The sequence below is a fragment of the Nitratireductor sp. ATLC21 genome (assembly GCF_057196525.1).
In genome coordinates this window covers 322,472-347,334 of the sequence record NZ_JBXUOU010000003.1, presented here as the reverse complement: position 1 = coordinate 347,334, position 24,863 = coordinate 322,472, and the positions used below count along the sequence as shown (strand labels likewise).

Sequence of the window (24,863 nt, the reverse complement as noted above, 5' to 3'; positions counted from 1 at the left end):
GGTCAATTGACTGGCGCCGATATCGAGAAGCTGTCGAATTGTGCGACCGATTCCCCGTTTCGGGCGCGCTGAAGCTGACCCAACATGAATGCGGGGCTGCCGGCGCTCGTTGTGCGGGCGACTTTGCGTGTCTTGAAGCTCACGGGTCCGCCCGGATTGTCACCGAATGCCGGCAGATTGACTTCGGCTGTCGCGAAATAGTGCAACCCCCGCCGGGAAAGGGTCAGGGAGAAACCGCTCTCGTTGAGACGTTGCAGTATGGCGTCGCCGATGTCTCGGTTGCCGGCACTGCAGTAGTCGGAGAGAATGGGCCCCTTGTCGAAAAGATTGTCGTAAAACTCACTCGTCAGGGGCTCTTCGACGCCCGCGACATGCTGCCGATTGACGATCCTCAAGGTCAGGTAGGGACCACACCCACTCGTATAGACGTGGAGAGTACCTGCAAGGAAGCTGGTGGAATCTTCATAGAGGCCCAACCAGACGCCCTCCCTCCCCGTCTTGGCTTCGAGAAGCCCCTTCAAGGTCATATCGAAGTCCCCTTCCGGCACCTTGCCGAGCCGGAAGATGTTTTCGCTCCCCTCGTTGCGGAAACTGTCGTCGCCACCCGTGGCGATCTGGTAGATGACACCGTTTTCCAAGACGAACTTGTCAGCGGCTTCCCCGATCACACTCCATTGTGGCCCCAGCGTTTTTCCGTCGAATTCATCCTGAAACGGAAGCTCCAGCGTTGCGTTGGAACCTGAAGGAGCACCTGCTCCGGTGTCGTTCTCATCTGCCGCCGCAAGCGCTTTCTGTCGTTCTTCGCTCGGAGAGTGTTTGCCCGAGGGCGCGCTCGCGGCGCTCCCGCCGCCCATGCCAAGGGACCAGCCATCTCCCCATATCCGAACGATCAGCGGATGCCCGCTCGTGTTCGCAAGCGCAAACGAAACCAATCGGACCTTCCCACCAGACTCAACCGCTGCCTCCACGACGGATCCTTCTCCTGGCTGATCCGTCGCCATCCGCAACTCATAGTTCTCGACAGTGCCCTCCTGTGCTCCGACCAGAGGACGGAATCCTCCGCTTCCCGTGGCAATCTCCTCAATGAGTTCCGGTGCCAGAAAGGCGCGGAAGGATGTCATGACTTGCTTTCCCACCTCGAGCCCCGCGCCTTGCTGCTCAAGCATGGAATTAATGGTGTAGAGAGACAGGACCACACTTCTGGCGGCAATTTCGTCAGAGGCTTTGCTTTGCGCACTCGCCCCCACCATCGACCCCAAAACAAGCACTGCGCTCACCACCAGTGAGAAAACCAGGCAGGTTGCCCTGCTTACAAACTGCCGGATCATCTAGCGTCATCTCCATCCATCGTATCGGTCGGCAACTGGCAGATACATTGCCTCGTCACGGCTGCCGTCCCTCATTTGGGGGAGGCTGCCTCGAGGGATGGTTTTCAAGAGACCTTGAGAGGCCCCAGGCTGATGGGCCCTGCCGCGATCCCACGATTTCACCACTGGATGAAATACGCGACTTCGTTTGCCGAAGAGGGAAGGTGGATTTTTCTTACACAGGCACCAAGGCGCTGCTTTGCGCGAGGCCTTACAATGCTCACATACGGGCAAACGCACCTCGGCAGGGTCGGCCGTCGGGGGGGGGCTGTCCCGCCTGCGATGGTTACCAGCAATCACGAAGGCTTTGCCGGCCGCACTCGTTCTTGAGACGGACGGCAAAAACTCACTGTTTCAAGGCAGTCACTTCCAATTCAACCTTCATCACTTCCTCGGCGAAACCGCAAATGATGGTTGTATTGGTGGGGCGTGGATCAGAGAACGTCTTTCCAAGCACTTTGGACACCGGAACCACATCCTCGCGGTTGGATAGATAAACTCGGACGCGAACGATGTCCGACATGGCCGCACCAGCCTTTTCAAGCGTCGCTTCGATGGTGCGCAGCGCCTGCCGTGCCTGCTCCGCCGCATCGTCGGAGATCGAGCCATCCTCGAAATTGAAGCCCGCCGTGCCGGAGACGAAAATCCAGTTTCCCTCGATCACCGCACGGGAATAGCCGGCCAACTCCTCAAAGCGGGAGCCGGAGTTGATCGTCCACCTTTTCGTGTCGCTCATAAATTTCAACCTCAAAATGTCTTGACGTGATCACGTGATCACAAATAGGCTCTTGGGTCAAGAAGCAACAAAAAGGGGAACCCATGAGCGAAAGCCTACCCCCAGGGGGCAGCGCAACCGGACCGTCGACCGGCACAGACGGTGCGCGCCGTGGCCGGCTGGAAGCCGCTGGCGTGGTGAAGACATTTGGCGCGAACCGTGCTGTCGACGGTGTGAGCTTTGCGGCCGAAGCCGGAAAGATCACCGGTCTCATCGGTCCGAACGGTGCCGGCAAGACGACACTGTTCAACGCCATTGCCGGCGAATATGCGCTGGATGGTGGCTCGGTGCGGCTCGATGGCACGGAGATTGGCTCGCTTCCGCCCTATCGCGTTTTCTCGCACGGGCTCGCCCGCACCTTTCAGATCCCGCGTCCCTTTGCCGGAATGACGGTGCTCGAGAACGTCATGTTCGTGCCAGAGCGCCAGGCCGGCGAGCGTTTCTGGAACAGCTGGGTCCGCCCCGGCACCGTGGCACGCGAGGAACGGCAGAACCGGGAGCGTGCCCGCGAGATCATCGAGTTTTGCGGTCTCTCCCCGGTGGAGCGGCAATTGGCGGGCTCCATCTCCGGTGGACAGCAAAAGCTGGTGGAGCTTGCACGCGCCCTGATGGCGGACCCGAAAGTGCTCCTGCTCGATGAGCCGGGCGCGGGCGTGAACCCCGCTTTGCTCGACACAATCGTCGATCGCATCGTCGAACTGAACAAGCCCGGTCTCACCTTCCTCATCATCGAGCACAATATGGATTTCATCATGTCGCTCTGCGACCACATCGTGGTCATGGCCACGGGCCGGGTGATCGCCGAAGGCACACCGAAAGAAGTGATCGCGCAGCCGCAGGTGATCGAGGCCTATCTCGGCGGAGCCGTGGCATGAGCGCGCTTCTCGACGTCAGGGACGTGGTCGCCGGCTACAAGCCGGACCTGCCGATCATTCACGGGCTGTCGCTCACCGTCGCACCGCAGGAGATGGTCACCATCATCGGGCCGAATGGCGCGGGCAAATCCACCCTCATCAAGGCGCTGGCGGGTGTGCTGACCATTTCCTCGGGCACGGTACGACTCGATGGCCGCGACATCACCAACCTGCCGACCCACCGCATGGCGGAGGCCTCCATGGCCTATGTGCCGCAGGTGGCCAATGTCTTCACCACGCTCACCATCAACGAAAACCTTCTGGTCGGCGCCTCCGCCCTGCCGAAGGCGGAAGCCAAGACCCGCATCGAGCGCGGCTATGAGGCCTTCCCGGATCTGAAGCGCTATCGCGACAAAAAGGCGGGCGTGTTGTCCGGCGGCCAGAGGCAGATGCTGGCAGTCGCCCGTGCGCTTCTTACAGGACCTCGCCTTCTGATGCTCGATGAGCCAAGCGCTGGCCTTTCACCGCTCATGGTGAGCGAGGTGTTCGAGCGGCTGAAAGTGCTGGTCGAAGATGGTGTGGCGATCCTGATGGTCGAGCAGAACGCCAAGGCAGCACTTGCCATCTCCCACCGCACCTATGTCTTCGCCGAGGGACGCAATCGTATCGACGGACCTTCCGCCGCTCTGGCCGAGGATCCCGAAGTGACTTCCATTTATCTGGGCGCCGGGGGGCGCAAACGCTGATGCTGCAAGCCATTGCCGACGGCATATTGAGCGGGTCCATCATCGCGCTTGGCGCGATCGGGCTCACCTTGACCATGGGGATATTGCGCTTTGCCAATTTCGCCCATGCTGAACTCGTCACCTGGGGCGCTTACATGGCGCTTGGCGTGCTCTCTCTGACTGGCGCCTTCATGGGGCCACTTGCGCCCTTCTCTTTCGGCGTGCCGCTTCTCATGGCAACGCTGGTCGCCATCGTGGCAACGGCGCTTCTGGCGCTCGCCATCGACTGGCTGGTCTATCGCCCCCTGCGCGGCCGCGCCAACCATCTGACGCTGGTGTTCGGCTCCTTTGGCGTCTCGCTTCTGGTGCGCATGGTGATCCTGCTGCTCTTTGGCGGCGCGGCGCAGTATTATTCCAACACGCTGCAGATCGCCATGAAGGTCGCGCCGGGCCTGCGCATCATGCCCGACCAGATCTTCACCCTTGGCCTGACGGCTGTGATCGTCGTGGCGCTGCATCTCTTTCTGCAGAAGACACGGCTGGGCCTGTCCATGCGCGCCCTTGCCGAAAACCCGGAGCTTGCCCGCGTCAATGGCATCGACACGCGCCATGTGGTGCGCTGGACCTGGATCATCGGCGCTTCGCTCGCCGCTATTGCCGGCGTGCTTTACGGCCTCACCGTACAGCTACGGCCCGAGATCGGCTTCCACCTTCTTTTGCCGCTCTTTGCCGCGGCGATCCTTGGCGGTGTTGGCAATGTCTTCGGCGCGGTGATCGGCGGGCTGATCGTCGGCCTTGCCGAATCCATCTCCGTCCTCTTCATCCCCGCAGGATACAAGCTGGCCGTGCCCTTCATGATCCTGCTGCTGGTTCTCTACATCAGGCCCACCGGCATCTTCGCCGGCACAGTCGGGGGAGGCAAATCATGACCGGCTTTGCTGCCTATCTCGTTTTCTTCCTCATCGTCGCACTCACCTATTCCATCGTGGTGATGGGGCTCAACATCCAGTGGGGCTATACGGGCCTGTTCAATGCCGGCGTGGTGGGCTTTTTCGCCATCGGTGCCTATGGCACGGCGATCCTTGTCGGCCCGGACCGCACCCATCTCATCGGCGGGTTCGGCCTGCCCTTCCCGCTTGCCGTTCTTGGCGGTATGGCACTCTGCGCGCTAGCGGCGCTGATCGTCGGGCTCGCCACGCTGCGATTGCGCGAGGAATATCTGGCCATCGCCACTTTCGGCATTGCCATCTCGATCCAGCTCGTTGCCCTCAATTTCGAGAGCCTGACGGGCGGCGCGCAGGGGCTTGTCGGCCTGCCGCGGCCACTGTTTGGTCTCTTCGACAGCCCCGCCAGCTACAACCTCTTTTATCTAGGCGTTGTCGCCGTGATGGCCGGTCTCGTCTACTGGGCGCTGGAAACAGCGGTGCGCTCGCCATGGGGGCGGCTTCTGAAAGCCGTGCGCGAGGATGAGACGGCAGCGCGTTCTCTGGGCCGCAATCCCGCACGGGTGCGGTTGGAAGTCTTCGTCCTCGGCTGCGTTCTGATGGGCCTTGCCGGCGGCCTCTATGTGGGCTTCATCGGCTATGTCAGCCCGCTCGATTTCCTGCCCATCCTCACCTTCCAGATCTGGGCCATGCTCATCGTGGGTGGCAGCGGCAACAATCGCGGGGCGATTGTCGGCGCGGTGGGCGTATGGGCTCTGTGGGCCATGAGTGGCCTTGCCATCAGCCGTCTGCTGCCCGTCGCCTATCAATCGCAGGGAGGAGCGATCCAGGTGATCCTGATCGGCCTCCTGATCGTGCTGACGCTGATTTTCCGCCCGCGCGGCCTGATCGGCGAAGCCGAATCCGTGTCGAAACACGCGGATTGAGCCGATGAAGCGCACCTTCCCCGATACGCTCTGGCGAAAAACAGCAGGCCCAAGACCGGCCCTGCGCGGGGTTACGGGCAGTCAAAAGGCTGAGGTAGCGGTTATCGGCGGCGGGATTGCGGGGCTGACCACAGCCATGACACTTGCAGCGCGCGGGGTCAGTACCATCCTGCTGGAAGCAGAAGAAATCGGCTTCGGTGCCAGCGGGCGCAATGCGGGTTTCGTGGTGCCGAATTTCTCCAAGGCCGATCCCGAAACGGTGGTTCGACGCCTCGGTGACGAGAAAGGCAAGGCCCTGCTGGACCTCGTCGGCAAGGGTGGCGAGCGCGTCTTCTCCCTGGCAAACGCCATGGGGCTTAGCAAACAGGCAGAGCAAACCGGCTGGCTGCAACCGGCACATTCCGAGGCCGCAGCGAGGGATCTGCAGAAGCGCGTTGCCGCTTGGCAAGCGCTTGGCCGCCCGGTCACGTGGCTGGACGTTCCGGAAACGGCAGCGCGCACCGGCATGTCCGCCTATCATGGCGCATTGCATGACGCGTCCGGCGGCATGATCAATCCGTTGGCCTATGTTCATGGTCTTGCCCGTCTGGCAAACACCGCCGGCGCGACCATCGTGGAAAACGCTCCTGTCAGCGGCATAACCGAGCGCGATGGTGGATGGATTGTGCAAACACCCCATCTGGAGATCGCCGCCCGGCGGGTGGTCTTGTGCACGAATGCCTCCGAGGAAGGCATCGCCGCGCGCCTCGGACATGCGGTCCTCCCGCTCACCGTGTTCCAGATGGCGACCGAGCCCTTGCCGGATGATGCCGTCCGACGCATTTCACCGAACCGCGAACCCGTTTCAGACACGCGTGCCAATATCTTCACCTACAGGCTCGATGCCGCCAACCGGCTGATCTCGGGAGGCATGGCGCTCAGCCCCTTTACCGGCGAGCACCGCATGGGTGAGAAGATCCTCGACCGCCTGGTGAGCGAATTGGGGCTCGACCATCGACCCCTGCTCGCCCATGCCTGGCGGGGCACGGCAGCGGTCACCACCGATTTTCTGCCGCATCTCTACCGGCTCGGACCGGGTTTCATCGGAGCGATCGGCTGCAATGGCCGCGGTGTCGCCTTCACCACCATGCTGGGAGATGTGCTCGCCGATGCCGCCACCGGCAAGGATCTCGACACTCTGCCCGTGCCACTCGCGCCCGCACGCGCGCTTCCCTTCCGCCGCCTCGCCGGCCTCGCCCCGCGCTTTTATCTCGCGAAGGGGATGCTGGACGACCGGAGGACAATGAAAAACAGGCCGAATGGCCACGCCACAAACAGCACAATGAAAGGGGAACTGACATGAAATCACTGATCGCTTCCGGCCTGATGGGGGCCGGGCTCATATTGTCCGGAGCAGGAACTGCACAGGCGCAGGATTGCGAGATCGCCGTCGGCTCGGTGCTCTCCATCACTGGCTCCATGGCGGCCATCGGTTCGGCCATCGGCGATGCCGGCAAGCTCGCCATCGACCATTTCAACGAGGCCGGCGGCGTGAATGGCTGCGAGGTCAACTTCATCCTGCGCGATGATCAGGGCTCGCCCAATGTCGGCGTCGATGCCGCAAAGACCCTCGTCGAGATCGAGAAGGTGCCGGTGCTTCTGGGGGCCATCCAGTCCGGCGTCTCGCTGCCGATTCTCACCTCGGTCACGGTGCCGGCAAAAGTCACCCAGATTTCCTGCTGCTCCAGCGCGCCAAGCTTCACCGAACTGGCCAAGGAAGGCGGCACGCAAGGCTATTGGTTCCGCACCCTGCCGACAGACCGCCCGCAGGCGGCGGTGCTGGCCACCATCGCTGCGGAGAAGGGCTACAAGAAGATTGCCGTCATTCATGTCAATTCTGACTATGGCGTCAGCCTCGCCACCCGCTTCAAGGAAGATGCCGAGAAGCTGGGCATCGAGGTGACCGGCGTCACGCCCTACAATCAGGAACAGGCCTCCTACCGCGCCGAGGTGAATGCCGCGCTTCAGGCTGAACCCGATGCCCTCTTCCTTGTCGCCTTCCCTGCGGATGGCGCAACCGTCGCACGCGAATGGATTTCCTTCGGCGGCAGCCAGAACCTAATCCTCAGCAATGCGCTTCGTGCGGATGAATTCGTGGAATCTGTCGGTGCGCAATATCTCGAAAATGCCTATGGGATCGACAATGCGCAGGTTGAGGGCGAGTCGGTGGAAGCCTTCAACACGAGCTGGAAGGACGCCAAGGGCTCCGATCCGAACGGCCCCGGCCTCCACGTTATGTATGACGCTGCCGCCGTCGCTCTGCTGGCGATGGAACAGGCCGGCGAAGCCGATGGCACGGCAATCCGCGACAATATCCGCAAGGTGACCGGCGGCGAGGGCGAAGCCATCTATCCCGGCGTCGAGGGCTTCAAGAAGGCCAAGGCACTGATCGCTGAAGGCAAGCCCATTCGCTATGTCGGCGCGACCGGGCCCATCACCTTCGATGAAAATGGCGATGTGACCGGCCCTTACCTCATCTACGGCGTCAAGGACGGCGAACTGGCCACGCTCGACCGCTGGGACAAGGCCCGCGTCGATGCCGCACTCGAAAAACTGCAATAGCAGACAGGGGCTGGCCGGCGCTCCCCGCACCCCGGCCAGCCCTTTTGTTTCAATGCCTCAATGACAGGACAGAAATTCCATGCCGAGTTTCGCAAAACGCATCACCCACACCTCCAAGAAGAGCTACGGCATGGTTGCCAAGGCGGCCGCGCTCCCCACCGGGAGGCGGGACATCATTCATCTGGAGCTCGGCCAGCCCATTCACGACACCCCGCCGCATGTCAAGGACGCGGCCATTCAGGCGCTCAGAGACGGGCAGGTTCACTACAGCGATCTACAGGGCATTCTGCCTTTGCGCGAGGCCATGGCGGATAAGGTGCGAACCTATAATGGCGTCGATGTTTCGGCCTCCGAGATCATTGTCACCAATGGCCTGACACAGGCCTCGTTTGCTGCCTTCATGGCGCTACTCGACCATGATCAGGAGTGCATTCTTCTCGAACCCTATTACCCGCAGCATGTGGGCAAGATCGAAATGGCCGGCGGCAAACCGGTCATGGCCCCGCTCGACCGGGAGAACGGTTTTGCCATAAGGCGCGATCTGATCGAGAAGCACATCACGCCGAAGACGCGCATGATCGCCATCGTCAATCCATGCAATCCGACAGGCCGCGTTTACACCCATGCGGAATTGCAGGTGGTGGCCGACCTGGCCATCGAGCATGACCTTTGGGTGATCGCAGACGAAGTCTACGAGCAGATTCTTTTCGACAATGCCAGACATATCAGCATCGCGTCCCTGCCGGGCATGAAGGAGCGGACCGTGACCATGTTCGCCTTTACCAAGGCTTACGCCATGGATGGGTGGCGGCTTGGCTATATCGCCGCCGATCAAAGCCTGATTGCAGCCCTGATGAAAATCACCACAACGGAGGTGACCCACGTCAACACCTTCATTCAATACGGCGCCATCGCCGCGCTTAAAGGCCCTGCATCGGCCCTTCAGGACATGGTGGACGACGATTGCCGCAAACGCGATATGGTGGTCAGCCGCCTGAACCAGATGCCGGGCGTGAAGTGTGCCCGCCCCGAAGGCACGATCTATGCCTTTCCCGACATCAGCGGAACAGGGCTAAGCGCACAGGCTGCCGCTGATGCCATTTTGGATAAAGCGGATGTGGTGGTCGAAGCCGGCAGTTTCTACGGTCCGGCCGGAGAACACCATCTGCGCGTGTGCTTTGGGTCGCAAAGCCACGAGCGCCTTGAAGAAGCGATGGACCGTCTCGGACGCTTCTTCAACGATCTGTAGAGCGGGAATCCTAGATATGGACCCTCGCCCTCTGTACGGCTATCAAGGGGCCGTGCGGCAGAAAACGAGGAACCGGCGATGAGTGAATTGCAACTGGGGGAAGGCCTGCAGCCCGTCTCCACTCGGGTCACCATCGGTGATGGTGTCTACCATCAGTTGCGCAATGCGTTGATTGTCGGCCGGTTCGATCCGGGTCAGATCATGACCATCAAGGCTCTTGCAGCCACTTTCGGCACGAGCCCCATGCCGGTGCGTGAGGCGCTGCGGCGTCTTGGCGCGGAAAACGCGCTGGAGATCGCGGCAAATGGCTCTGCCCATGTGCCACCGGTTTCTGCCCACAGGTTGGACGATATCTGCCAGGCGCGGGTGGCGCTCGAAGGTTTGGCGACCGAACAGGCCGCCATGCGCATCACGGACGTGGAAGTTTCCAATCTGGAGCAGCTCGTCGAGGCGCATGAATCCATCCACGACGCCGGTGAAGTCTACGAGATGCTGCTCAAGAACCGCGATTTTCACTTCGCCATCTACGCGGCATCGCGCTCTGATGTGCTGATGCAGCTCATCGATTCCTTATGGCTGCGCTACGGGCCCTATATGCGGATGCTGTCTTCCTATATCGCACCGAAGCTCGGCACCGGCCTGCACGAGCCTTTCTCGAAACATCACCACGCCATTGTTGCTGCGCTCAAAGAGCGCAATGCGGAAGAAGCACGCACCCACATGATCGCCGACATCACCGGCACGCAGTCCCTCTTGCGCAAATTGTGCGAGGGCGAAGCGGCTTAAACGTGCGGCTCAGGCAAAATGCCGTTCGCACTGGCTCTTGATGAGCAGGATCTCGGCCTCGTGGGCCCGGCAAAGCCTCTCCCAGCGCGCTTCGTCCATTCCGGCTGAACGCCATGCATCAAGCGTCAGATAGCAGGTGCCTTTTTCCAGCCCGCACACTTCGGCAGGAATGATCCGCGCTGAAATGCGCGGCTGGCGCTGTTTGAGATCCCCCAGCCGGTAATCCACGATCAGCCGCTTTTCATCCGCATCGATCTCGAAGAAGCCGGTGCCGCCGTCAAACAGCGATGTGCCGGTATACACCCCTTCCACTTCGCTCGGCTTGGTATCCATGCAGCCAAGCGACCAGCGCCCCAGAAGCAGCGGGTCTTTCATGAAGGCAAAGGCCTTGTCTGCAGAAACCTCGATCAAGGCCGTGACGGAATGGCCAAGGGCAGCGCTGGTCATCTCCCAAGCCCCTCCGCATCGCGCAAATGCCGGAACAGCGCCTCGATCCCTTCCGGCCTGGTGACGATGCCCGGTGAAAGCCGCATGATCGGCCCGCGGCAATCGGTGAAGACACCGATTTCGCGCAGCCGGTCGATCAGCCCCGCACCATCGATAGTCTCCGGCAGGCGCACCATCAGGCTGCCGCCGCGCCTCTCGTCTTCGCGCGGGGTCACCAGATCGAGCCCCAGCCTGTCGGCCTCGGCAATGATCATCGCACCCAGTTCGCGGTTCTGGGCAAGCAGTGCCGTCTGGTCTTGCCCGGCATGCCATTCCAGCGCCGGCACGGAGCCGGCGCAGGCAAGAACCGATGGCGTGCCGTGGTCGAACCGCCGCGCATCGCCCGCATATTGGAAGGCGTCGAGATCCCAGGAGAAAATATTCTCCTGACTGAACCAGCCGCGCAGCTCCGGACTGCACGCTGCAATCAGCTCCGGCTTCATGTGCAATATGCCCGCCCCCGGTGTGCCGCACAGCCATTTGAGGGTGGTGGAAACGGTGAAATCCGCGTCCGTCTCCTTCACGGAATAAGGAACAAGCCCCGCACCCTGCGTGATGTCGACGCCCACGAGGCTGCCCATCTTGCGCCCATGGTCGATGAGCCGCGTGACATCGCTGCGATGGGAAGAGGTGGAAGTGACGAAGGTCAAAAGCGCAACGCCGACAGTCACATCCCATGCGGCAAGCATATCCTCATCGCGCACCCAGCTTTCGCCATCGCGCAACGGCACCGTCTTCAGCGTGAAGCCAAGGCGCGGCGCAAGCCCGGCAAGAAGAAAATGCAGGCTCGGAAAACAGTCGCCTGCCACCAACAGCGTTTTACCCTTCAGATGTTTCTCCGGCAGGCTGCCCACAACGCTGTAGAGCGCCGTGGTCACATTCTCCGCCGAAGTCATCGTGCCGGGTTCGGCATCGATCAGGTCGCGCCACAGATCGATGAAGCGCGCGCGCAGGGTGAGCGCCTGCATCCACTGCCCGTCATCCAGCGCCGCCCAGAGATATGAGAAATCGGCAAAGGCTTTTGCCATCGCCGCGCCCTTGCCGGGATACATGCCGATGGAGTGATAGAGCAGATAGCCCGACCCATCCGTGGGAAGCGGTGTCGCAGTCATGAAACCATCCTTCAAAAGCCGAGTGCGCGCGGCAGCCAGAGGCTGAGGCCGGGAAAGGCCACGATGATCGCCAGCGCAATGAGATTGACAAGGAGAAAGGGCAGCGTGGCGCGCAGCAGTGCCGCAAAGCCGCAATTGGCAATGCGTTCGGCTGCAAAGAGACACACGCCGAGCGGCGGGGTCAAAAGCCCGATATTGAGATTGAGAATTGCCACCACGCCGAAATGCAACGGGTCGATGCCCGCATGGACGGCCGCCGCCGAAAGCAGCGGCCCGAACAGGATGATCACCGTGGTCGGATCGATGAACATGCCAAGCACGAGCAGGATCAGGTTGAAGATCAGCATGGTGCCGATCAGGCCCAGATCCCAGGTGGAGATCATCTCGCCCACCATGCGCGGCACGTTCTCCATACCCATGGCCCATGAGAAGGCCGCACCGCAGCCCACAATGATGAGAAGCTGACCGGAGAACAGCGCCGAGCGGTTGAACACCACTGCCAGCGAGGAGAGAGTCACGCTGCGATACAGCACCAGTGAAACAATCAGCGCATAGACCGCCGCTACGCCGCCAGCTTCCGTCGGCGTCATGATGCCGCCCAGCATGCCGGCAAGGATGATCACCGGGATCATCAGCGGCACCAGCGCATGGCCCGTGGCCGAGGCGACAGCGGCCGGGTTGCGGTCCGTCTCGATGCGCGGAAAATCGTTGAGCCGCGCCTGAATAGCGACAAGGATCATCTGCGCCAGACCGATCAGCAGACCGGGAATGAGCGTCGCCGCCATCAGCGCGCCGATGGAGACCCCTGTCATCGACCCATAGATCACCGCCACCAGCGAGGGTGGCACCATGGGTCCGATGATCGACGATGAGGCAGTAACAGCCGCCGCGTAGGCGCTGGAATAGCCCTGTTTCACCATGGCGGGAATGAAGACGCGTCCCAGCGAGGCAATATCGCCCAGCGCCACACCGGTGATTCCGGCAAACAGGATCGACGCGCCGATATTCACCTGCGCCAACCCGCCGCGCATCCAGCCAAAGAGCACATTGGCGAAATGGATCAGCCGGTCGGTGATCTTGCCTTCGTTGACGAGCTCACCGGCGAGGATGAACAACGGGATCGCCATCAGCACGAAGGAATCCATGCCCTGATAAAGCCGCTCAGGCACGATGGGCAGAAAAGCCCATTGGCCGGTAAAGGCCATCCACGCGATCACCGCCGCGATCATGCCCCAGGCGATCGGAAGCCCGGCAATGATCAGCCCCAGAAAGGTGATGAGAAGAACGGAAAGGGACGCGCTCATGACCGGCTGACGCGCTCCTTGAGGCGCAGAAAGGCAAAGAGCGCTGCAAAGACAAAACTCACCGGCACCGCCAGATAGGGATAGGAAAGCGGCAGGCGCAGCCCTTCGCTGGTCTGGCCGGCGGCGAACATCACCATGTCCACGCCATACCAGATGAGCACCAGAAAGACGGTCAGCGATACAAGATCGAGGACCGCCTCAAGCACCAGATTGAGGCGCGGCGCGAGGCTTGAAAGCAGCCCCGGCACGAAGTCGATGCGGATATGGCTTGCCTCGCGCACGCCAACGGCGGCAGCCAGCAGCGCCATCCAGATCATGGCATAGCGCGCCACTTCCTCGGTGAAGATCGGCACCGAGCCGATGCCATAGCGCGCCACCACCTGAAAGGTGACAAGCAGGGTCAGGCCGGCAAGGCAGAGCGCGGCGACGACGCGCAGCGCCGTCTCCACGCCCCTGACCAGCCTTGAGGCAAACCCCATGCTCACTGGTTTGCAGCAGCCTTGACGGCGGCTTCCGCAGCGTCGATCAGGTCGGGATTGTCGACATTCTCTTCGAGCCATGCCCGTGCCGGCGGCTGCATGACACTTTTGAAGGCTGAACGCGCTTCATCGTCGAGCTCGATGATCTCCACGCCCTGCTCCCTGGCAAAGGCTATGGCATTGGCCTCGATCTCGCGTGACTTCTGGCGATTGAAGACTATGGCTTTTTCCGCCGCATCGGTGATCACCTTCTGCTTGTCCTCCGAGAGACCCGAGAAGAAGGCATCGTTTATGCCGAGCGGTCCAAAAGCATAAGTGTGGCCGGTCAGCGCCAGATGGGGCTGAACCTCGTAAAGCTTGACGAGGTTGAAGACCGAGACGGAATTGTCCTGCCCGTCGACAACGCCGGTCTTGAGCGAGGTGTAGAGCTCGCCAAAGGCAATGGGGGCGGCTGATGCGCCAAGCGCTTCCACCGGAATGGTGGCCAGCGGGCCGAGCACCCGCATTTTCAGGCCCTTCATGTCATCGGGGCTGGTGATCGCGCGGCTGGCGCTGAAATGTTTGAAACCACCCGATTCCCACCAGCCAAGAACGCGCACGCCGGTCTTCTCGCGGATGGATTCGGCAAGGTCATCGCCAAAGGGGCCATCGAACACGGCCCACGCCGTTTCCTCATCCGGGAAGAGATAGGGCATGTTGAGGATCTGCACATCGCTGTGAATGGTCGCGAAATTGCCGTCTGCCGCATCGCTCATCTGGATGACGCCGCGGCGCATTTGGGCAAGGCGTTCATTGGGCGCGCCCAGTGCACCGGCATAGACGAGATCGACCGTCATGTCGGAATTGGCTTCCACCTCGGTCTTGAAGGTCTCATACATGCCGTTGACGAAGTCGAAGCCGGGCAGATCCTGCGGCAGCGAAAGGCCGACCTTGATCTCCTGAGCTTCGGCGTTGCTGAAAACGGCAAAGCCCGCCAAGGCCAACGTCGCAATGAGCTTTTTCAAGTTTTTTCTCCCTGATTGTCGCGATCGACACTGCTCTCACCATGCGCAAGGCGTCGAGGCGCTCGAAAAACGCCGGTCGTCCGCCCGACCCATGCCAAAAAACACGCCCCGTCATCGCGGCTAAGAATTCCCCATAGTCTAATGATCATATGATCACAGAACGGGAAGCCGATCAATCATGTCTTTCAAACTTGAAATATCGCCGGCCTGTCCGGCCGGTCCTCGCGCAACCCTTGTTGGCGTACGGAGCGCGAATGTGCGAAGGCAATTCCTCTTTCTTCCTCTAACCTCAGGGATATTGGAGAGAGAGAGAGAGATGTGTTCGTTTTAGCCGCACTGCATCCGGACCCAGCAAGGTCTTGTAAACAAGCCTGATACGAGTGATCTCAGATCAGATCATCGCCCATACGCAGGGCGGGCCTCCTCTGCATAACACAATGCAAGAAGCCGAGGAGGAAAGAGAGCGTCAGAGCAGCTCACAGCTTGGTGGGACACCCAAATGACAGCACCTGCGGGGTCGCGCAGGCGCGACCCCGCCGACACTGCACGCGTCAGGAATTCACGAGAACACGATCCCGCCGTCGACATTGAGCGTCTGTCCGGTAACGAAGCCCGCGTCATCGGATGCGAAGAACGCAACAGGACCGACCACATCTTCGGGGTCGCCTATGCGGGCCATCGCCGTTTTGGATTTCCAGGCGTCGCGCACCAGAGGATCATCCAGATTCACCCGCCCCATATCGGTCAGGATGATCCCGGGACACACACAGTTCACGGTGATCCCCAGCGGCCCGACCTCCTGAGCAAGAACGCGTGAAAATCCCATCACCGCAGCCTTGGAGGCAGAGTAGTGCGCCTGCTCCGGTGCACCATGCTTCCCACCGATGGAGGCGATGTTGACGATACGACCATAGCCGCGGTTCTTCATTGAGGGCAGGAGCGCCTGGATCACCATGAACGCACCTTTCGCATTCACGTCCATCACTGCGTCCCATGTCTCCTCGGGAAGGCCATCGACTTCACCGGCAATGAGGATGCCGGCATTATTGACGATCACGTCAATCTTGCCGAAAGCTTCCAGCGCCTTCTGGGCCATGGTCTCGACTTCAATTTTGCTGCTGACATCCGCATAGAGGGCCTCCGCGCGTTGACCCAGAGCGCGAATGTCTTTTGCCACCCCCTCGAGATCGCTTTCTTGCCGCTCAATATCATTGAGCGCCACATCATACCCGCGCTTTGCCAACCCTCGGGCGATCGCCGCCCCGATGCCACGGCTTGCTCCTGTGACAAGAGCCGTTCTGCCGGCAGAGCCGGGATTTTCATGAGCCGTCATGCCAAAACCTCCTTCAAAGCCGGATAGAGCGCGGCGTATTTCGCGTAAATTTCATCGTATCGAGCGACACTGTCGGCGCGCGGCTCGATCAACCTGCCGGCATGCACCATCGCTTCGACACCCTCATCGATGGTTGCGAAGTGCCCGGCCCCCACGCCGGCAAGAACCGCCGATCCTGTCGACGGCGCATCGGTCGAGGCTGGCACCCGCACCGGAATGCCGGCCGTATCCGCATGGATTTGCAGCCACAAGTCCGACCCGGTAGCGCCACCGCCCACGGTCATCTCCTCCCCGGCATACCCGGCCGAACGGAAAGCATCTAGTATGGAACGGGTCCCGAAGCCGATGCCCTCCATGATGGCGCGGAAGAGGTGGTGAATTTCATGGCCGAGCGTCAGTCCAACAATCGCACCACGTGAAAGCGGGTCGGTATGTGGCGTGCGGTTGCCCTGAAAATGATCCTGAACGATGAGCCCGTCACAACCCGGCTCGAGCGCAGCGGCCCTGCGGTTGAGGTCATCGAAATCGAGTGGGGCGCCCTTCAGGCGCGAAAGCCAGTTGATGATGGAGCCGGTGGAAGTCTGACCGCCCTCCACTATCCAGCGGTCGGGATACACAATGTCGGCGTAGCTGCCCCACACGCCGGGCGCATGTATGGGGCTTTCAGTCACCCCGAACTGAAGATGGGACGAGCCCGTGATCATGGCCAGTTGCCCGGGCTTGTGTACCCCCAGACCAATCATGCCGATGAGCGCATCCGCGCCACCCTGAACCACTTTCACATTCGCCGACAGGCCCAGCTCGTTGGCTGCAGCCGAGGTGAGCGTTCCGATCACCTCGCCCGGCGCCACCACCCGCTCGGGCCATTTCTGTTCAAGCTCCGACAGGTCCAGTGTGGCGAGCAAGCTGGAGGCCCACCCGCCCGAGCGCGACCGGTAGTGCCAGCGCAGTCCGGCATTGTCGAGGCTTGCCGCCCACGTGCCTGTAAGGCGATAGGTAAGAAAGTCCTGATACTCGCAGATCCTGTGGGCATCCGCAAAGGTCTGCGGTTCGTTTCGTTTCAACCACAAGGCTTTCGGGATCATCCACTCTGCGGAGACCGGACCTTGCCCAGCTCCGTTCAAAAGCAGGGCTTCATCGCCCGTGGCCAGCACGTCCTGAGCCTCCTGATGCGCGCGCACATCCATCCACATGATGGCTGGGCGCAAGGCTCGGCCGTTTTCATCGAGAGCGACAACGGTACAGCAGGTGGTGGCGTAGCAAATGGCCTCGATCCCACTTGGGTCGACGCCTGCCTCGCGGATAGCTTCGCGTGCGGCACGAACGAAATTCGCCCACCAATCCTCCGGATTTTGCTCCACCCGTCCGGGCTTGAAATCGGTCTGGTAAGGAACTGCACTGGTTCCAAGGCAGTTTCCCTTCAGATCATAGACACGCGCTCGTATGCTCTCGGTCCCGCCGTCTGCCGTCAGGAAATAAGCCACGCACTCCTCCTCCCAGTTGCCCCGCCTCAATGAACCTTCAGCTCGATCAGGCAGCTAAATCTTGTTCGTTCGGAAACTCCAAAAGCAATCTTCGCTTGGACGAACTGTCCCCCACGCGGCTCTAAAGCTCCCTGAACGCCTCCATCGCCCTGCCGGCATACATGACAGCAGGACCACCGCCCATTTCGACCGCCACCTCCAGCGCCTCGACAAGAGCCGCTTCCTCCGCGCCATGACGCTTCGCAGCATCCACATGATAGAGAATGCAGTCCTCGCAGCCACTCGCCACGGCAATGGCGGTCGCCAGCAATTCACGGTCTGAAGCGGAAAAATGACCTTGTCTGGTCGCCACAGCGGAAATGGAAGCGAAACCTTTCATCAGCTCCGGTGCAGATTTTGCAAATCCCCCCATCCGCGCTCTTGCAGCCTTCAACTTCGAACGAACATCCACCTCAGTCATCGGGCACCCCCTTTTTGATGATCGCCACCGCCTCGGCTGGTGCATCCCAGTGGGGCATGTGACCAGCACCTGGAAAAACATGCAGTGCGATGGCCGGCGAGACATCCAGAGTGTCGCGCCAGTTCAGAATTCGATCCTCCGTACCCACAAGGATACGCACCGGGATTTGATTGGCGAGCGATGCAAGGGCGCTTCGCACATTGACCAACTGTCTGCCCTCGCGGCAAATATCGTCTGCCAAGCGTAGCAAACGGCCACGCGAGAGGGCGGCGTGGATCTGCGTTACCAGAGCCGGAGAAAATGCATCGGCGCGGCTTGAGAGCCTTCGCAGCAAATGACCCACCGCGCCCACACTGTCGGCGCGAGCCATACCGGAAACAAACTCAGCATCGATATGCAATCCGAGACCGGCCGGTGCGATGAGGGTGAGCGAGGAGACACCGCCCTTACGGTGGGCCGCAGCGATTGCGGCGGCCGCCCCGAGTGAATGGCCGACCAATGCGACCGGACGGGACGGGTTCAGCTCACCGCACAATGCGTCGACAAGATCATCGAACGACTGAGCCTCCGCCTCCGTTTCTCCGTGGGAAGGAAGATCAATCGCCCGCACTGAAAGCTGCGCCCGCCCCAGCGCCCTGCCCAGCTGATCGAAGGTCTGGCGATCCCCCGCAAAACCGTGAACGAGGAGCACGGGCGAGCCGGTCTCGGAACCCCAGCTTTCCGCTGCAAGTGCGGAGACAACCGAGCCGGCGATGGAACGCTCGACGTCAGAGAGCTCCACACGCCCTCTGCGCCCTGTTCCGGGAACCGTCTCTATGCTGACCCCCGCACGGTTCGCCGCACGGCGGGCCAGGGGCGTGGCGCGCACGCGCCCCTCCTGGCCGGACGAAGTCATTGGAGGCTTGGCATGCTTGTGTGCATCCGTAGCCTCTTCAATGCCGGCATCTTCCGGCTCATCGCTGGCGGCAGACTGATTCTCCTGCCCACCCGAAACCCAATCCTCGCCTCCCATCAGGTCGATCTCGGCAATCGGGTCACCCACCTGAACAAGATCTCCCTGGGTGACCAGTGTGCGAACCAACCGTCCGGACCCGAGCGCGGGATATTCGACAGCAGTCTTGTCAGTTTCGAACTCCACCAGAGGCGTCCCGCGCTCGAAGGCCTGCCCTTCGGGCACAAGCCATTCAGAGACGGTACCTTCTTCCATCGTCTCGCCCAGGCGAGGCATTTTGAGCATGACGGTGCTCATGCTGCAGTCCTCAAACCCACAAGCTTTTCACCCGCCGTCTGGATAAAGGCTGCAGTGGGCACAGAGTTCTTTTCGAGCTCGACGGAAACCGAAATCGGAATATCTTCACCACAGACGCGGATCACCGGCTCGGCCAGGAAATCGAAACATTCCTCGTGAATACGGGCCGAGAGTTCCGCCCCAACGCCAGCGGTCATCACACCCTCGGAGACAACCATCACCCGGCCCACACGCTCAACATGTGTCCGCACGGTATCGAAATCGAGCGGATTCAGGGAGCGGAGATCGATCACCGTCGCTTGCACGCCTTTCCGGGCCATTGCCTCTGCGGCTGCGAGCGCATGGTGGAGTTGGCGGGAATAGGTCACGATCACCAGATCGTCTCCCGTTCGGTGAACCCGGGCTTTCCCCCACTCCGGCGCAGGCGCGGCCAGATCCACATCTTCCTTCATCGTGTAGAGCGCCTTGTGCTCAATTAAGACGACCGGGTCCGGTTGCTTCAGCGACTGCCGCAGAAGATGATAGGCATCCGAGACGGTTGCTGGCATGACGAGCCGAAGACCGGGCGTATGCATCACATAGGCTTCAAGCGATTGGGAATGCTGGGCACCGGCCGAACGGCCTGTTCCGCCCTGGGTCCGCAGCACCATGGGCACACCCACTTGACCACCGAACATATAGCGGATTTTCGCTGCCTGATTTCCCAGCTGATCCATCGTCATCCCGATGAAGTCCACATACATGAGTTCAGCAACGGGTCTCAGGCCGGACATGGCGGCACCCACTGCAGCGCCAACGATCGCCGGTTCGGAAATCGGCGTGTCGATCAAGCGGTCGGGACCGAATTCCTCGTACAGGCCTTTGGTAACACCGTAGGCGCCACCGTAGCGACCCACCTCTTCACCGATCACCATCACGGTATCGTCCTCGGCCATAGCATCGCGCAGAGCCTGTTTGAGCGCGTCTCTATAGGTCATCTCTGCCATAGTCTCAGTCCCCTGCCAGAATGCGGTCGATGCGGGCAGCCACGGATTCCGGCTCCGGCTCACCAGGCGCATAGACGTCGCGGAACATCGTCTGAAGTGCCGGCTCACGCGCGGCGACCGTGAAGTCGATGGTCGCGTCCATTTCCTGCGCGATCTCGGCGTCGAGGGCATCGAGGTCAGCCTCGCTACTCTCTCCGCTTTCAACCAAAGCTTTGCGGGCAAACCCAACCGGGTCTTTCGCGCGTCCCTGTTCTTCATCCTCGGGCGTACGGTAGGGGCTCTTGTCCATGCGGGCATGACCAAAGAAGCGGTAGCATTCGACCGCAAGAAAACCGGGTGTGCCTCCCCGGGCACCGTCGATAATCCGGCCCGCCGCCGCGCGAACGTCGCGTACATCCAGCCCGTCAACGGTTTCCGAATTCAGCCCAAACGCCAGTCCGCGCTCATGAAGCGCACGGCCTTTTGTTGCCTGCTCGATGCGTGTCCCCATACCGTACTGGTTGTTGATGCAGACGAAAATGACCGGCAGGTCCCACAGCGCAGCCATGTTCATACTCTCGTAGAGAATGCCCTGCTGCATCGCGCCATCACCGAAGAACGCGATGGAAACCGCACCCCTGCCCTCGCGCTTTGATGCTAGACCGGCACCGACAACAGCAGGGATGCCACCGCCCACAATGGCGTTGGCGCCAAGGTGTCCAAGCCCCATGTCGGCAATGTGCATGGAGCCGCCCTTCCCGCGGCAATAGCCCTCTTCCTTGCCGCCGATCTCTGCCATCATGCGGTTGGGATCTGCACCCCGGGCAAGGAATATGCCATGGCCCCGGTGGTGAGTGGTGAATGTGTCTCCATCCCTCATCAGAGAGGCGACGCCCACCGCCGCCGACTCTTCGCCGATGGACAAATGCAGCATGGAGCCTGCCGATTGCCCGCGAACGAAAAGCTCGCCAACCCGCTCCTCGAATGTGCGCACCCGGCGCATCTGCCGGTAGAGCGCAAGAAGCTCGGTGTTCGAGCGCGGCACTTTTTCCGCAACTGCCGTGTCGATGGGTGCAGTCATATTGCCTTCCTTACAGGAGATTGAGTTTGGTGGTGCGCGATACGATGGCGACCGCGACGAGAATGATCACACCCTTCACGATGTTCTGGATGTAAGTGTCCATTCCAATGAGATTCAGGCCATTGTTGATCACGCCGATGAAGAGCGCGCCGCAGAGTGTTCCAAGCACCGTGGCAGTGCCGGGTCGAAACATGGTCATGCCGATGAATACGGTGGCGAGCCCATCAAGCAGATAGCGTTCGCCTGCATTGGGTTGCCCAGACCCCAGTCTCGCGGCCAGCAAAGCGCCGGCAATAACCGCGAAGACGGAGACCAGCACCAGCGCCGCCATCCGGTAGAGCGTGATATGCACACCCGAAAGCTCTGCTGCCTTCTGGTTCCCGCCAACCGCGTAGACATAGCGGCCGAACACCGTTCGCTCCATGACGAACCAGGCAATCGCCACGGCGATGACCATGAAATACGCCAGGTTCGGTATTCCGAAGATCCGCCCCTGGCCAAGCATGAGATAAGCGTCAGGCAGACCGCCATATATTGCGCGCCCCCCGGTCATCAAAAAGTTCACGCCGAAGAGGATGGATCCCACAGCCAGAGTGGCGATGAGCGATGGGATACCGATTTTCGTGACAAGCAGTCCGTTGACGAGACCAACCCCGATGCCCGCTGCCAACCCGGCGCCGAGAGCGACGGCAAGTGGATATCCCATGGTGAGAAGCAGCGGCACCAAGATGCCCGAAAGGCCCACCGTATAGCCCACTGAAAGGTCGATTTCCCTGGCCGCGAAGCCGAAGGTCAGCCCGGAACCGACAATCGTCAGGATGGCGATTTGCTGAAGAATGTTCGTCAGGTTGAACGGCGTCAGAAAGCGATCAACGAAGAGGGAAAACCCGAGGAACATGAGAATCAGAACCCCGAGCGTCGAATAACGCTGGATGAAGTCTGAGCGGACAGATTTGCTTTCGGCGGCAGCAGATGCCTTACCGAGGGAGCCGGCTTGCGGTGTCATGCGGCATCTCCAGTGATGGCTTGGATGAAACGGCTTTCGGAGAATTCGGCGGCCGGTATGTCATCCCCTGGCCTGCCGTGAACAAAGGGGACGGCGCGATGGCACAGTTGCGCAACCTCGCCCAGATCCGACGAGGCGATGAGGATTGCCGCCCCACGCTCTGCAAGCCGGCGCAGATGAGCATAGATTTCCATCTTCGCCCCGATGTCGACGCCTTCGGTCGGTTCAACGAAAATCAGGACGCTGTACTTGTCGTCGGCACCATACAGCCATTTGCCTATGGAGACTTTCTGCTTGTTTCCGCCCGAGAGATTACGGATCAGCTGGCGCTGACTCGGTGTCTTGACGTTCAGAAGGTCGATGATTCGAGCCGCTTCTTGGCTTTCCCTGCGGCGGCTCAACACTCCAACCCGCGCAGCAAACTGCGAGTGAACCATGGTCAGGTTCTCAACGACGCTCCCCTCGCCGGCGAGTGCGTTCTCCATGCGCTGGTCCGGAACCAATGCTACGCCGGCTCTTTGCATGGCGCGGATTCCCCCAGCGCGGACCTCGCTGCCGTTAACGGAAATCGTCCCGCGCAATTTACCCTGACGTGTGTAGAGCGAGCGCGCAAAGCCGAAATGTCCGGCCCCTGTCAGCCCGATCAACCCGACAATTTCGCCCCGCCGCAGCACGAAACGATCTATTTCGACTGCTCCGGTCTTCCAGTCTTCAACGGACAAGACCACTGGTCCTGCCACCGCCGGCGATGGCTGAACATCGCGCGTGCGGGTTTCGGGCATATCCGAACAGGCGTCCTGTTCCCGCCTCAGCATGAGATTTGTGAGATCGGCTTCTGTGGCGTTCCCCTTGTCCAGTGTCCCGACATGCCGGCCGTCGCGCAAGACGGTGATCCGGTCGCAAAGCGCCACGACCTCAGACAGGAAATGGGAGATCAACACGACACCCACGCCCTTTGAAGGCAGGGACTGGATGATGTCCCAGAGCCGCCTCTTCTCCCGCGCCTCCAATGTCGCCGTGGGCTCATCGAGAATGAGGAGCCGAATGTCCCCCCTCAGTGCGCGCACGATCTCGATGACTTTCTGATCGGCCATCGCAAGGTCCTTGACCGGCCGGTGAAGATCCATCTCCAAGCCTGGAAACCATGTCGACATCAGGCGTTCGGCCTCACTTCGCAGCGTGCGCCGGCGCACGATACCGAGAGGGCGGCGCGGTTCTGCTCCGAGCATGATGTTTTCCGCACCGGTCAGCGAGGGTACGAGGCTCCCCTCCTGGCTCACATGCGCAATGCCATGGCCAAGCGCGACGCGCGGGCTGGAAAGGACCACCGCGCTGTCATTCACGGTGATGGATCCCCCCGTGGGCTGGAGTGAACCACCGAGAATGTTGACGAATGTACTTTTCCCGGCACCGTTCTCGCCGACAAGACCGTGCACTTCGTCATAGCGGAATGTCACATCGACGCGATCCAGTGCTCGCGTGCCCGGAAATTCCATGAGGATATCGGCAAGATGCACCGACATGCACGGTCTCCTGTCGAGATTGGTGAAATGGGACAGCGCGGGACGGGCCGCCAGATGCGCCCCGTCCGCAAGCTCGCTTGACTACATAAAGTCCTTGCAGTTCTGCTTCGTCACGAGAGGCGCGTCCATGTAGACGATGTCGCTCGGAATCACCTCGTCGCGCGCCTTGCCGTCCACCACGATGGATTTGATCCACTCGCCGACCTGTGCCCCCATGCCCTCAAAGGGCTGGCTCACAGTTGCAATCATCATGCTGTCCGGCTTGCAGACCTCGGCAACGGCCTGCGGGTGTCCGTCGATGCCGATGACTTTCACATCGGTCAGCCCGGCAGCTTTCATGACGTTGATGGTCGCTTGCGCCGGTTCATCCCAGGGCGCCCAGACAGCGTCAATCTCGTCACCGAAGCGCGCCACATAGTCCTGCATCGAAGACGTCGTGTCCTCGAAGAAGGCCGTGTAATCGATATTGTGCTCGGCCAGCACTTTCACATTGCCGTATTCCTGAAGGACCTTCTCCATGACGTCGCCGCGCTTGCGTGTTCCATGGTGCTCGGCCATGCGGAAGAAGACGAGATTGCCCTCGCCGCCAATCTGATCGAGAAGATACGGAGAGACATCGGCCGACATCGCCCAATTGTTGGTGGTGACATCCACCTGAATGCCTTCAACGAAACCACTATCGACTGAGAAAACCGGAATTCCGGCCTCGATGGCCACGTCAATAGCTGCCTTGGATGCGCGCAAGTCGGACATCGTAATGATGATCGCGTCCACACCGCGCGAAACAGCATCCTGAAGATTCGACGCGGTGGCCTCACCCGAGCCCTGGCTGTCGAGGAAACTGACATTCCAGGAATTTCCGCTCTCACCCAGCCATTCCTCGAACCCCGCCTTGACCCGCTGCTCGGACTGAGCGGCAGCATTTGAATGAACCCACGCGATTTCCAGCGCATCCTGCGTGAAGCCGACAGCAGTGGTGGCTGCGATTACAGCGCCTGCGGCCACGCAGCGTGCCAGGCTCTTTGCAAACTTGTTCATGATTTCCTCCCTGAACTGAAGATGCCCACGGCCCTCCCGATGGCATCCACAAGCCAAACGTGACGCGGCTTGATACATTTGTCAAGCATCGATACATTTGTAATTCGATGCC

The 24,863-nt window shown here is 60.9% G+C and carries 24 protein-coding genes; 8 read left to right on the top strand and 16 right to left on the bottom strand.

Annotation, left to right across the window (positions count from 1 at the left end; genetic code table 11):
- Window positions 1-2: 2 nt before the first annotated feature.
- On the bottom strand, window positions 3-1,328 hold the full coding sequence (locus AC2CHD_RS16115; RefSeq protein WP_484554497.1) for a hypothetical protein: 1,326 nt from the start codon (window positions 1,326-1,328) through the stop codon (window positions 3-5).
- Window positions 1,329-1,713: 385 nt separating this feature from the next.
- The gene (locus tag AC2CHD_RS16110) at window positions 1,714-2,103 is read right to left on the bottom strand and encodes a RidA family protein (RefSeq protein WP_484554496.1); all 390 of its coding nucleotides are present in this window, start codon (window positions 2,101-2,103) and stop codon (window positions 1,714-1,716) included.
- An 83-nt stretch (window positions 2,104-2,186) separates the two neighbouring features.
- Here AC2CHD_RS16110 and AC2CHD_RS16105 point away from each other — a divergent pair, with 83 nt between their 5' ends.
- The 8 genes from AC2CHD_RS16105 (at window position 2,187) to AC2CHD_RS16070 (ending at window position 10,227) form a co-directional block, all read left to right on the top strand.
- A complete protein-coding gene (locus AC2CHD_RS16105) occupies window positions 2,187-3,017 on the top strand; it encodes an ABC transporter ATP-binding protein (RefSeq protein WP_484554495.1) in 831 nt (276 codons plus the stop codon).
- Window positions 3,014-3,742 carry an ABC transporter ATP-binding protein gene (locus AC2CHD_RS16100; RefSeq protein WP_484554494.1) on the top strand — a complete coding sequence of 243 codons (729 nt, stop codon included), beginning with the start codon at window positions 3,014-3,016 and terminating at the stop codon, window positions 3,740-3,742. The genes AC2CHD_RS16105 and AC2CHD_RS16100 overlap by 4 nt, the downstream gene beginning before the upstream one ends.
- Complete coding sequence (locus AC2CHD_RS16095; RefSeq protein ID WP_484554493.1) at window positions 3,742-4,650, top strand: branched-chain amino acid ABC transporter permease; 909 nt, start codon at window positions 3,742-3,744, stop codon at window positions 4,648-4,650. The genes AC2CHD_RS16100 and AC2CHD_RS16095 overlap by 1 nt, the downstream gene beginning before the upstream one ends.
- Window positions 4,647-5,591, top strand: a complete 945-nt coding sequence (locus tag AC2CHD_RS16090) for a branched-chain amino acid ABC transporter permease (protein WP_229449561.1) — start codon at window positions 4,647-4,649, stop codon at window positions 5,589-5,591. Before AC2CHD_RS16095 ends, AC2CHD_RS16090 begins: the two co-directional genes overlap by 4 nt.
- A 4-nt stretch (window positions 5,592-5,595) precedes the next feature.
- Window positions 5,596-6,933 (top strand): NAD(P)/FAD-dependent oxidoreductase, encoded by a 1,338-nt coding sequence (locus tag AC2CHD_RS16085; protein WP_484554492.1) that lies wholly within the window; start codon window positions 5,596-5,598, stop codon window positions 6,931-6,933.
- Window positions 6,930-8,192: an ABC transporter substrate-binding protein gene (locus tag AC2CHD_RS16080; RefSeq protein ID WP_484554491.1), complete on the top strand. Its 1,263-nt coding sequence runs from the start codon at window positions 6,930-6,932 to the stop codon at window positions 8,190-8,192. The genes AC2CHD_RS16085 and AC2CHD_RS16080 overlap by 4 nt, the downstream gene beginning before the upstream one ends.
- Before the next feature lie 79 nt (window positions 8,193-8,271).
- On the top strand, window positions 8,272-9,441 hold the full coding sequence (locus tag AC2CHD_RS16075) for a pyridoxal phosphate-dependent aminotransferase (RefSeq protein WP_484554490.1): 1,170 nt from the start codon (window positions 8,272-8,274) through the stop codon (window positions 9,439-9,441).
- Window positions 9,442-9,519: 78 nt separating this feature from the next.
- Entirely contained in the window at window positions 9,520-10,227 is a 708-nt protein-coding gene (locus AC2CHD_RS16070; protein ID WP_484554489.1) for a GntR family transcriptional regulator, read from the top strand.
- A 9-nt stretch (window positions 10,228-10,236) separates the two neighbouring features.
- Here the strand turns inward: AC2CHD_RS16070 and AC2CHD_RS16065 are convergent, their stop codons facing one another.
- The 14 genes from AC2CHD_RS16065 to AC2CHD_RS16000 form a co-directional block, all read right to left on the bottom strand.
- A complete protein-coding gene (locus tag AC2CHD_RS16065) occupies window positions 10,237-10,674 on the bottom strand; it encodes a hypothetical protein (protein WP_484554488.1) in 438 nt (145 codons plus the stop codon).
- Window positions 10,671-11,825, bottom strand: a complete 1,155-nt coding sequence (locus AC2CHD_RS16060; RefSeq protein WP_484554487.1) for an aminotransferase class V-fold PLP-dependent enzyme — start codon at window positions 11,823-11,825, stop codon at window positions 10,671-10,673. Before AC2CHD_RS16060 ends, AC2CHD_RS16065 begins: the two co-directional genes overlap by 4 nt.
- 11 nt (window positions 11,826-11,836) lie before the next feature.
- On the bottom strand, window positions 11,837-13,129 hold the full coding sequence (locus AC2CHD_RS16055; RefSeq protein WP_484554486.1) for a TRAP transporter large permease: 1,293 nt from the start codon (window positions 13,127-13,129) through the stop codon (window positions 11,837-11,839).
- A complete protein-coding gene (locus AC2CHD_RS16050) occupies window positions 13,126-13,608 on the bottom strand; it encodes a TRAP transporter small permease (protein ID WP_484554485.1) in 483 nt (160 codons plus the stop codon). The genes AC2CHD_RS16055 and AC2CHD_RS16050 overlap by 4 nt, the downstream gene beginning before the upstream one ends.
- Before the next feature lie 2 nt (window positions 13,609-13,610).
- A complete protein-coding gene (locus AC2CHD_RS16045; RefSeq protein ID WP_484554484.1) occupies window positions 13,611-14,612 on the bottom strand; it encodes a TRAP transporter substrate-binding protein in 1,002 nt (333 codons plus the stop codon).
- 559 nt (window positions 14,613-15,171) lie between these two features.
- Window positions 15,172-15,945, bottom strand: a complete 774-nt coding sequence (locus AC2CHD_RS16040) for an SDR family NAD(P)-dependent oxidoreductase (protein ID WP_484554483.1) — start codon at window positions 15,943-15,945, stop codon at window positions 15,172-15,174.
- Entirely contained in the window at window positions 15,942-17,429 is a 1,488-nt protein-coding gene (locus AC2CHD_RS16035) for an FGGY-family carbohydrate kinase (protein ID WP_484554482.1), read from the bottom strand. The genes AC2CHD_RS16040 and AC2CHD_RS16035 overlap by 4 nt, the downstream gene beginning before the upstream one ends.
- Window positions 17,430-17,550: 121 nt before the next feature.
- Complete coding sequence (locus AC2CHD_RS16030; protein WP_229449549.1) at window positions 17,551-17,889, bottom strand: carboxymuconolactone decarboxylase family protein; 339 nt, start codon at window positions 17,887-17,889, stop codon at window positions 17,551-17,553.
- A complete protein-coding gene (locus tag AC2CHD_RS16025) occupies window positions 17,882-19,138 on the bottom strand; it encodes an alpha/beta fold hydrolase (RefSeq protein ID WP_484554481.1) in 1,257 nt (418 codons plus the stop codon). The genes AC2CHD_RS16030 and AC2CHD_RS16025 overlap by 8 nt, the downstream gene beginning before the upstream one ends.
- The gene (locus AC2CHD_RS16020; RefSeq protein WP_484554480.1) at window positions 19,135-20,124 is read right to left on the bottom strand and encodes an alpha-ketoacid dehydrogenase subunit beta; all 990 of its coding nucleotides are present in this window, start codon (window positions 20,122-20,124) and stop codon (window positions 19,135-19,137) included. Before AC2CHD_RS16020 ends, AC2CHD_RS16025 begins: the two co-directional genes overlap by 4 nt.
- 4 nt (window positions 20,125-20,128) lie before the next feature.
- A complete protein-coding gene (locus AC2CHD_RS16015) occupies window positions 20,129-21,184 on the bottom strand; it encodes a thiamine pyrophosphate-dependent dehydrogenase E1 component subunit alpha (protein ID WP_229449546.1) in 1,056 nt (351 codons plus the stop codon).
- 10 nt (window positions 21,185-21,194) lie between these two features.
- Window positions 21,195-22,190 carry an ABC transporter permease gene (locus AC2CHD_RS16010; RefSeq protein ID WP_229449545.1) on the bottom strand — a complete coding sequence of 332 codons (996 nt, stop codon included), beginning with the start codon at window positions 22,188-22,190 and terminating at the stop codon, window positions 21,195-21,197.
- Window positions 22,187-23,713, bottom strand: a complete 1,527-nt coding sequence (locus AC2CHD_RS16005) for a sugar ABC transporter ATP-binding protein (RefSeq protein ID WP_484554479.1) — start codon at window positions 23,711-23,713, stop codon at window positions 22,187-22,189. Before AC2CHD_RS16005 ends, AC2CHD_RS16010 begins: the two co-directional genes overlap by 4 nt.
- Window positions 23,714-23,794: 81 nt before the next feature.
- Window positions 23,795-24,751 carry a sugar ABC transporter substrate-binding protein gene (locus AC2CHD_RS16000; RefSeq protein WP_484554478.1) on the bottom strand — a complete coding sequence of 319 codons (957 nt, stop codon included), beginning with the start codon at window positions 24,749-24,751 and terminating at the stop codon, window positions 23,795-23,797.
- Window positions 24,752-24,863 lie beyond the last annotated feature (112 nt).